This window comes from Streptomyces sp. NPDC031379, assembly GCF_055569615.1.
The window spans coordinates 184649-191469 of sequence record NZ_JBVIIT010000022.1 but is presented as its reverse complement, the minus strand read 5'-3'; the positions used below and the strand labels follow the sequence as shown (position 1 = coordinate 191469).

Annotated in this window: 9 protein-coding genes; 7 read left to right on the top strand and 2 right to left on the bottom strand. The window is 69.0% G+C overall.

Annotated features, from left to right (window positions below; translation table 11 throughout):
- Positions 1-120: 120 nt before the first annotated feature.
- A complete protein-coding gene (locus ACZ5CW_RS29555; RefSeq protein WP_468606624.1) occupies positions 121-822 on the bottom strand; it encodes a DUF5324 family protein in 702 nt (233 codons plus the stop codon).
- A gap of 271 nt (positions 823-1093) precedes the next feature.
- Between ACZ5CW_RS29555 and ACZ5CW_RS29550 the strand changes: the two genes are divergently transcribed.
- Complete coding sequence (locus ACZ5CW_RS29550; RefSeq protein ID WP_468606622.1) at positions 1094-1624, top strand: peptidylprolyl isomerase; 531 nt, start codon at positions 1094-1096, stop codon at positions 1622-1624.
- A gap of 110 nt (positions 1625-1734) precedes the next feature.
- Positions 1735-2625, top strand: coding sequence for a rhomboid family intramembrane serine protease (locus ACZ5CW_RS29545; protein ID WP_468606620.1), 891 nt, complete (start codon positions 1735-1737; stop codon positions 2623-2625).
- Between the two features lie 270 nt (positions 2626-2895).
- Here ACZ5CW_RS29545 and crgA read toward each other — a convergent pair whose 3' ends face one another.
- Positions 2896-3150: a cell division protein CrgA gene (gene crgA / locus ACZ5CW_RS29540; RefSeq protein WP_468606618.1), complete on the bottom strand. Its 255-nt coding sequence runs from the start codon at positions 3148-3150 to the stop codon at positions 2896-2898.
- Positions 3151-3302: 152 nt separating this feature from the next.
- On the opposite strand from crgA, the gene ACZ5CW_RS29535 reads away from it, so the two are divergent.
- From ACZ5CW_RS29535 to ACZ5CW_RS29515, 5 genes are read left to right on the top strand one after another with little or no spacing between them, the layout of a single operon-like run.
- Positions 3303-4091 (top strand): DUF881 domain-containing protein, encoded by a 789-nt coding sequence (locus ACZ5CW_RS29535; RefSeq protein WP_468606616.1) that lies wholly within the window; start codon positions 3303-3305, stop codon positions 4089-4091.
- A 25-nt stretch (positions 4092-4116) separates the two neighbouring features.
- Positions 4117-4815: a class E sortase gene (locus ACZ5CW_RS29530; RefSeq protein ID WP_468606614.1), complete on the top strand. Its 699-nt coding sequence runs from the start codon at positions 4117-4119 to the stop codon at positions 4813-4815.
- A 16-nt stretch (positions 4816-4831) separates the two neighbouring features.
- Complete coding sequence (locus tag ACZ5CW_RS29525) at positions 4832-5029, top strand: hypothetical protein (protein WP_468606646.1); 198 nt, start codon at positions 4832-4834, stop codon at positions 5027-5029.
- Positions 5026-5664 (top strand): aminodeoxychorismate/anthranilate synthase component II, encoded by a 639-nt coding sequence (locus ACZ5CW_RS29520; RefSeq protein ID WP_356938364.1) that lies wholly within the window; start codon positions 5026-5028, stop codon positions 5662-5664. Before ACZ5CW_RS29525 ends, ACZ5CW_RS29520 begins: the two co-directional genes overlap by 4 nt.
- Positions 5661-6806 carry a class E sortase gene (locus ACZ5CW_RS29515; protein ID WP_468606612.1) on the top strand — a complete coding sequence of 382 codons (1146 nt, stop codon included), beginning with the start codon at positions 5661-5663 and terminating at the stop codon, positions 6804-6806. Before ACZ5CW_RS29520 ends, ACZ5CW_RS29515 begins: the two co-directional genes overlap by 4 nt.
- Positions 6807-6821: the final 15 nt, after the last annotated feature.

Here is a 6821-nt window from a genome sequence, read left to right as displayed (position 1 = left end):
CCCCCCCCCCCCCCCCCCCCCCCCCCCCCCCCCCCCCCCCCCCCCCCCCCCCCCCCCCCCCCCCCCCCCCCCCCCCCCCCCCCCCCCCCCCCGCTCGGTTTCACTGCGGACCCGACTGCCTCATCCCTGGTCGTCGCGGTCCGCGGCCTCCTCCTCTGCCTGCTTCGCCTGCACCTCCGGGTCCAGGACGGAGGTGCCGCTGCCGTCCACGGTGCCGAGGCGGCCCGACTCGGGCACCTCCGTGGCCGCGGGCGGCTCGACCAGCCAGTCCGGGTTGGCCTGCTTGTCCCACCACTTCCAGGCCGCGAAGGCACCGCCGGCCAGCACGGTCAGCAGCCCCAGCGCCTTCACGGTCCGGCCGGCCTTGGACCGCCGCTTGTGCTTGCGGGCCAGCTTCTGGATCTCCTGCGGCGAGACCTGACCGCGCAGTGCCACCAGGGCGGCGGCGCCGCGCGCGGCGGCCTCGTCCGCCACGGGTGTGGCAGCGGCCACGGCATGCTCGATCTTCGGCCGGGAGTACTCGGCGGCCTGCCGGGCGGCCTTACGGGTACGAAGAGCGGCTTCTTGTGCGGCCAGGTCCACCTTCGGCGGCACATGTGCACGAGCCTGCTCCAGGCGCGGGGCGAGATAGGCGTCGTACTGCTCGCGGGCCTGTTCGGCGGCCTGCGACACTACGGGCGCCAGCCGTACGCGTGCCTCCTGCGCGTAGTACGAGGCACGCTCCTTGGCCGTGTCGGCGTAGGGCGCCACCACTTCCGCGGCGTGCAGCACGCTGTCCTTCGCCGAGCCGGTCGCGGCGCGCACGCTGTCGATGCGGGTCACGGGTTCCTCCTCCTCGGTGGCGTACGGTAATTCGACTTTCCACCCTTTTACGGATCATGCCTGCCAACGGTCCGTGCGGCATGCGAGGGCGGGCATATGGGTGCCGATCGTTCTCTTCGGCTCGATTACGGGCAACAGGAGCTTCTTGTCGACCCTGCCACGAATTGCCGCCGGGCGCTGCTTTCCCGGCACAAGTCGTGGCCGTCGGGCGACGTACGGGTCCGTCCGTGCGAGGATCGGGGAGTCACAGGAAGACAACGGAAGGCAGATCGTGGCTGAGCAGCTTTACGCCACCCTGAAGACCAACCACGGCGACATCGAGGTCCGGCTGTTCCCGAACCACGCGCCTGTCACGGTCAAGAACTTTGTCGAGCTGGCCCAGGGCGAGCGCGAGTGGACGCACCCCGGCACGGGTGAGAAGAGCACGAAGCGGCTCTACGACGGCACGATCTTCCACCGTGTCATCAGCGGTTTCATGATCCAGGGCGGCGACCCGCTCGGCAGCGGCATCGGTGGTCCGGGCTACAAGTTCGAGGACGAGTTCCACCCGGACCTGTCCTTCAACAAGCCGTACCTTCTGGCCATGGCCAACGCCGGCCCGGGCACCAACGGCTCGCAGTTCTTCATCACGGTCGCCCCGACCACGTGGCTGACCCGCAAGCACACGATCTTCGGCGAGGTCACCGACCCGGCCAGCCAGAAGGTCGTCGACGCCATCGCCGGCGTGCCCACCGGCCGCAACGACCGTCCCGCCCAGGACGTCGTCATCGAGTCGGTCGTGATCGAGAAGCGTGAGGGCTGAGCCCACCGCTTCCCGCAATCCCCCGCAGGGAACCAAACGCCCCGCTCGTCCGTAAGGATGAGCGGGGCGGGGTATTTGCCGGGTAGTGCCACCACAAGCAAGGGGATCTGATGGACCAGGCCGCAGGCAGCGGCAGCGCGCAGGACGCCCGGAGCGTGCCCGTGTGCTACCGGCATCCGGACCGCGAGACCGGCGTGCGCTGCACCCGCTGTGACCGTCCCATCTGCCCCGAGTGCATGGTCAGCGCCTCGGTCGGCTTCCAGTGCCCCGACTGTGTCCGCGGCGGTTCCGGCACGGGGCAGGCTCCGGCCGCGTCCCGGCCGCGCACGGTCGCCGGCGGCACGGTGACGGCCGATCCGCGGCTGCTCACCAAGATCCTCATCGGGATCAACATCGCGGTGTTCATCGCCGTCCAGGCCGACCAGTCCCTGCTGGAGGACCTGGTCCTCTACGGCGCCTGGCCGCTGAAGCCGTTCACGCCGACCTCCGGTGTGGCCGGCGGCGAGTGGTACCGCTTCGTGACGTCGATGTTCACGCATCAGGAGTACTGGCACATCGGCTTCAACATGCTGAGTCTGTGGTGGATCGGCGGTCCGCTGGAGGCGGCCCTCGGCCGGGCCCGCTATCTGGCGGTCTACTTCGTCTCCGGACTGGCCGGGGGTGCGCTGACCTATCTGCTCGCCTCCCCGACGCAGGCGTCGCTGGGCGCCTCCGGAGCGATCTTCGGCCTCTTCGGGGCCACCGCGGTGCTGATGCGCCGCCTGAACTACGACATGCGGCCGGTCATCGCGCTGCTGGTGATCAACCTCATCTTCACCTTCGGTTTCAGCAACATCTCCTGGCAGGCCCACATCGGCGGTCTCGTCGCCGGCGTCGTCACCGGGTACGCGATGGTCCACGCGCCACGCGAGAAGCGGACGCTGATCCAGTACGGCACCTGCGCGGCGGTCCTGCTCGTCGCGGTCGTCATGGTGCTGGTCAGGACCGCTCAGCTCGCCTGATACCGAACCGTTGTCCACAGCGTGTGGCGGATCTTGTGCATACGGTGCGGGCACAGATGTGCCCCCGGCCGCTCGAATGCGTTTCCGCAGGTCAGCTCGGGGGCGAATGGGTGTGCGAGGACTGGCGGGGCAGTCACACCGGCGTCAACCCTCGATGAGTTATCCACAGATCGTAGTCTTTTCCCCAGGGGGATGTGGATACGTCTGCCGACCTGTGGATAACTCAGTGGATAGCCCTGGGCAGAGCTGCCAGGACCGCGCTGGTGAGCGCTACTTCCACTGCGTGGAGACGCCGAAGCCGGCGGCGATGAAGCCGAAGCCGACCACGATGTTCCAGTTGTCCAGGGCATCGATGGGCAGTGAGCCGTCGGTCACGTAGAAGACGACGATCCAGGCCAAACCGATGAGGAACATGGCCAGCATGACGGGGGCGACCCACCCGCGGCTGTTCAGCTTGATCGCCGTCGCCTGCTTCGCCGGCGGCGGCGTGAAGTCTGCCTTCTTGCGGATACGTGACTTCGGCACGAGGGTCTCTCCTGTCGATGCGCTGCGTGGCCGCGCAGGTAACTGGGTCGGGCTCGGGGCAGCGTACAAGGGGCCAACATGACGACTCTGTGTGCTCCCCCGGGCGTCCGTTAGCGTAGTGCTTCCGTGGCGCCGAAGGAGATAAGGGTACGTTGAGCAATTCTGCCGACTCCCCCGGGACGGGATCAACGGGTTCCGGCCCCGGCCGCCGGCTGCGTGTCCGACCGGTGCGGATACTCACGGCGGCCGTCTTCGCTCTCGCGGGACTCATCTTCTTCACCAGTTTCAACACGGCCAAGGGCACCGACATCCGGCAGGACGCCTCGCTGCTCAAGCTGTCGGACCTGATCCAGGAGCGCAGCCGCAAGAACAAGGAACTGGACGAGTCCAACGCGAGCCTGCGGGACAACGTGGAATCGCTGGCCGAGAGCGACGACGGCAGCACCCGGGCCCAGGACGAGAAGCTCAGCGGGCTGGAGAAGAACGCGGGCACCCAGAAGCTGACCGGCAAGGCGATCACCGTCACCCTGAACGACGCCCCGCCCAACGCCACCGCCAAGCTCCCCGGCTACCCCGAGCCGCAGCCGGACTACCTGGTCATCCACCAGCAGGACCTGCAGGCCGTGGTGAACGCCCTCTGGCAGGGCGGCGCCAAGGGCATCAAGGTCATGGACCAGCGGCTGATCTCCACGAGCGCCGTGCGCTGCGTCGGCAACACCCTGATCCTCCAGGGCCGCGTCTACTCACCGCCGTACAAGATCACCGCGGTCGGCGACCCGGACAAGCTGCAGCAGGCGCTCGCGGCGAGCAAGGCGATCCAGACCTACATGGTGTACGTCAACGTCTACGGCCTCGGCTGGAAAGTCACCGAGGACGGGACGGTGACTCTTCCCGGTTACACGGGCACAGTGGATCTGCACTACGCGAAGCCAGTGGAGTAGGTAGGTCCCCTGTCAGGAGCCGCCGGTGCGTGTGATCGTCAGGACCGTCAGCGAACTGTTCATCACCGTCGGCACCCTGATCGTGCTCTTCGTCGTCTACGTCCTGTTCTGGACGGGCGTACGGGCCGACAGCGCCATGAACGACCAGATCGAGCAGCTGCACCGGCAGTGGTCGACGGGGACCGTGCGGGCGACGGACGCCGCCGGTGAGCGGCAGGTGCCGGCCAAGAATCCGGAGAAGCCCGCGCCGTACCCCTACGGAAGAGGCTTCGCGATCATGTACGTCCCGCGGCTCGGTTTCACGTGGAACAAGCCGGTGCTGGAGGGGACCGGCCGGGACGTGCTGGCCAAGGGCCTCGCCCACTACCCGGGAACCGCCCGGCTCGGCCAGGAGGGCAACTTCGCCGTGGCCGGTCACCGGCGCACCTACGGCGACCCCTTCAAGGACTTCCCGCGGCTGCGGCGGGGCGACGCGGTGGTGCTCACGGACGGGACGACCTGGTTCACGTATCGGATCGACAAAGGGCCCTACAAAACCGTTCCCACGGACGTTGAGGTGATCGACCCTGTGCCACGTAAGTCCGGGTACACGCGTCCGGGCCGGTATCTGACGCTGACCACGTGCGATCCGGAATGGGGGCACAGTCACCGGCTGATCGTCTGGGCGCACCTGGACTCCACACAGCCCGTGGAGGCAGGCGAACCGAAGGCTCTGCGCCGTTAGTCTGGTGACGTACGGCGTGAGTCTGGTGCCGTGGGGATACGAAAGGGACGGCATGTACGGCTGGATCTGGCGGCATCTGCCGGGCAACGCGTGGGTGAGGGCGTTCATCTCCCTCGTACTGGTCCTGGCCCTGGTCTACGTCCTCTTCCAGTACGTCTTCCCGTGGGCCGAACCGCTGCTGCCCTTCAACGATGTGACGGTGGACAACCAGTGAGTGCGCGGATTCTCGTCGTCGACAACTACGACAGCTTCGTCTTCAACCTCGTCCAGTACCTGTACCAGCTGGGCGCCGAGTGCGAGGTGCTGCGCAACGACGAGGTGTCGACGGCCCACGCCCAGGACGGCTTCGACGGGGTGCTGCTCTCGCCCGGGCCCGGGACGCCGGAGGAGGCGGGCGTGTGCGTGGACATGGTCCGCCACTGCGCCTCGACCGGGGTGCCCGTCTTCGGCGTGTGCCTCGGCATGCAGTCGATGCAGGTGGCGTACGGCGGTGTGGTCGACCGGGCGCCGGAGCTGCTGCACGGCAAGACCTCTCCGGTCGAGCACGAGGGCAAGGGCGTCTTCGCGGGCCTGCCCTCCCCCTTCACGGCGACCCGCTACCACTCCCTGGCCGCGGAACCGGCGACGGTCCCGGCCGAGCTGGAAGTGACCGCCCGCACGCACGACGGCATCATCATGGGCCTGCGCCACCGTGAACTCCCGGTGGAGGGCGTGCAGTTCCATCCCGAGTCCGTGCTCACCGAGCACGGACACCGGATGCTGGCCAACTGGCTGGCGGAGTGCGGTGACCAGGGTGCCGTGGCGAGGTCGGCGGGGCTCGCCCCGGTGGTGGGCAGGGCCACGGCGTGACCGCGCTGCGCCCCGAGCGTGAGGACTTGTACGGCGAGAGCCCGTACGAGTCCCACGGCGGTGCGCCGAACGCCGGCCGCGGTGCGGGTCGCTCCGCCGGCCGCCACGCAGGGCGCCGGGAGGATCCGCCGACGGCGCCGATGCCCGTGGCCGATCCCGCGTCCGCCGCGGGCCCCCTGCCTCCCGTCGACTCCCTGCCTGCCGCCGACGACGAGACGATGGCCCTGCGGATCCCCGGCCCGCTGTCTCCGGGCCCTGTGAGCGGGCCCACAGGCGCCTCTGCGGCCTCCTCGGCCTCTGCGGCCACCGGAATCACACCGGGAGGCCGCGCGGCCCGCAGAAAGGCGGCCAAGCGGCGCGGTGGCCGCCATGGCGGGAACCGGGAGACGGCGCCCCCGCCGACCCCGACCCCGTCGTCCGGCCGGCCGCTGTCCCGGGTGGAGGCCCGTCGGCAGGCGCGGCTGCGCAAGCCGGGCCCGGCCGTCATCGCGAGCCGGGCGATCGGCGAGGTGTTCATCACCACCGGCGTGCTGATGCTGCTGTTCGTCACCTACCAGCTGTGGTGGACCAATGTCCGCGCGCACGCGCAGGCGGGCAGCGAGACCCACCAGCTGCAGGACGACTGGGCCAGCGGCAAGCGCAACCCGGGCGTCTTCACGCCGGGACAGGGCTTCGCCATCCTGCACATCCCCGAGCTGGACGTGGTCGCGCCGATAGCGGAGGGCGTCAGTAACAAGAAGGTGCTGGACAAGGGCATGGTCGGGCACTACGGCGAGGACCCGCTCAAGACGGCGATGCCCGACGCCAGGACGGGCAACTTCGGTCTCGCGGCTCACCGCAACACGCACGGGGAGCCGTTCCGGTACATCAACAGGCTCAAGCGCGGCGACGCGGTCGTGGTCGAGACACAGGACAAGTACTTCGTGTACAAGGTGACCTCGACGCTTCCGGTGACTCCGCCGTCCAACACGAGCGTGCTGGACCCCGTTCCCCCGGGCTCGGGCTTCACCGAGCCCGGCCGCTACATCACCCTCACCACCTGTACGCCGGAGTTCACCAGCAAGTACCGGCTGATCGTCTGGGGCAAGATGGTCGAGGAACGCCCGCGCAGCAAGGGCAAGCCGGACGCGCTCATCGACTAGGGCTCATCGAGTAAG

Bases quoted from the DNA above. Each gene is read 5' to 3' on its own strand.
- ACZ5CW_RS29545 (WP_468606620.1), top strand. From the start codon at position 1,735: ATGGACCAGGCCGCAGGCAGCGGCAGCGCGCAGGACGCCCGGAGCGTG.